This window comes from Evtepia sp., from assembly GCF_056797215.1.
The window spans coordinates 1-2,211 of the sequence record NZ_JBQILM010000069.1; the positions used below are offsets into that span (position 1 = coordinate 1).

Annotated in this window: 1 protein-coding gene; it reads left to right on the forward strand. The window is 61.7% G+C overall.

What is annotated here, in order from left to right:
• Positions 1-318: 318 nt before the first annotated feature.
• A partial coding sequence (locus ACTOZL_RS10150) for a glutamine synthetase III family protein (RefSeq protein ID WP_482478277.1) occupies positions 319-2,211 on the forward strand: 1,893 nt, incomplete at its 3' end.

A 2,211-nucleotide genomic window follows, 5' to 3' on the forward strand; every position in this document is an offset into this window, starting at 1 on the left:
TCTGCCGCCCGAACACATCGCAGAAGGTCAGGTGGATAAAGGCCACTTCCTCCTCCTGGACGTACTGAAGCACTTCTTCCCTGGTGTATTTCATAACCGCTTCCGCTCCTCTTTATTGAAATTCCCAGGTATTATACCACAGTCCGGGGTGGTTTTCCACCACAGTGAACAGAATCCTAAAAAATAGAAAAAACAGGTTGACAGCGGCCCGCCCAGGGCGTATAATGCGCCCATAAAGGCAAAGGCGTCTTTTAGGTTGAATCCTGAAAGGCGTCTTTCTCTCTTTATATGCGTTTTATCGCGGAAAGGGTGAAGAAAATGGCGGCAGTTCCGGAGTATTTTGGCAGCATGGTGTTCGACGACAGGGTGATGAAGGCCAACCTGTCCGCCGAGGTATATCAGTCGTTAAAGAGGACCATTGACCAGGGAGAAAAGCTGAACATCGGGGTGGCCAACGCCGTGGCGGCGGCCATAAAGGACTGGGCCGTGGCCCATGGGGCGACCCATTTTACCCACTGGTTCCAGCCCCTCACCGGCGTGACCGCCGAGAAGCACGACAGCTTTATATCCCCCTCCCCCGACGGCGGGGTTATCATGGAGTTCTCCGGAAAGGAGCTGATTCAGGGGGAGCCGGACGCCTCCTCCTTCCCCTCCGGAGGGCTGCGGGCCACCTTCGAGGCCCGGGGCTACACCGCCTGGGACCCCACCTCCTACGCCTTTCTCAAGGACAGAACCCTGTGCATCCCCACCGCCTTCTGCGGCTATAACGGGGAGGCCCTGGACAAAAAGACCCCGCTCCTGCGCTCCATGGAGGCCCTGAACCGGCAGGCCCTGCGGGTGCTGCGGCTGTTCGGCAATACAGAGGTGAAGCGGGTAAGCCCCTCCGTGGGCCCGGAACAGGAGTACTTCCTGGTGGACGCGGACATGTGGGCCAAGCGCCGGGACCTGCGGTTTACCGGCCGGACCCTGTTCGGCGCCCGGCCCCCCAAGGGGCAGGAGATGGACGACCACTATTTTGGCACCATCAAGCCCCGGGTGGCCGCCTATATGGCCGATTTGAACAGCGAGCTGTGGGAGCTGGGTATTCTGGCCAAGACCCAGCACAACGAGGTGGCCCCCGCCCAGCATGAGCTGGCCCCCATCTACACCACCGTCAACATCGCCACCGACCACAACCAGCTGACCATGGAGCGGATGCAGAAGGTGGCCGCCCGGCACAATCTGGTCTGCCTGCTCCACGAAAAGCCCTTCGCGGGGGTGAACGGCTCGGGCAAGCACAACAACTGGTCACTGTCCACCGACACCGGGGTAAACCTGCTGTCTCCCGGGGATACCCCCTATGAAAACGCCCAGTTCCTGCTGTTCCTGTGCGCTGTTCTCAAGGCGGTGGACGACTACCAGGACCTGCTGCGCATCTCGGTGGCCACCGCCGGTAACGACCACCGCCTGGGGGCCAACGAGGCGCCCCCCGCCGTGGTGTCTGTGTTCCTGGGGGACGAGCTGGCCGCCATTCTGGGCTGCATCGAGTACGACGCCCCCTACACCAGCATCGACACCGGCAAGGTCCGGCTGGGGGTGGACGTGCTGCCCAAGTTCCGCCGGGACACCACCGACCGCAACCGCACCTCCCCCTTCGCCTTTACCGGCAACAAATTTGAGTTCCGCATGGTGGGCTCGGCCGACTCCATCGCCTGCGCCAACATCATGCTCAACACCGCCGTGGCGGAGAGTTTGCGGGTCTACGCCGACCGGCTGGAGGGGGCGGAGGACTTCCAGGCCGCCCTCCAGGCCATGATTCGCAAGACCATTCAGGACCACAAGCGGATTATCTTCAACGGCAACGGCTATGACGACGCCTGGATTCGGGAGGCCACCGAGGAGCGGGGGTTGCTGAACTATCCCGCCACGCCCGACTGCGTGCCCCACCTGCTGGACGGGAAAAATGTGGAACTGCTCACCTCCCATGGGGTGCTGACTAAGGCGGAGCTGGCATCCCGGTATGAGGTGACGCTGGAGAACTACTGCAAGACGATTATCATCGAGGCCAACACCATGATAGATATGGCCCGCACCGAGATCATTCCCGCCGTTCAGGCCTTTGTCCTGGACGCCGCCAGGACTGCCGCCGCCAAGCGGGAGCTGGTTCCGGGCTGTCCCTGCGGCTGCGAGACGGAGCTGGTGAAAAAGCTGTCCGCCCTCACCGACCAGATA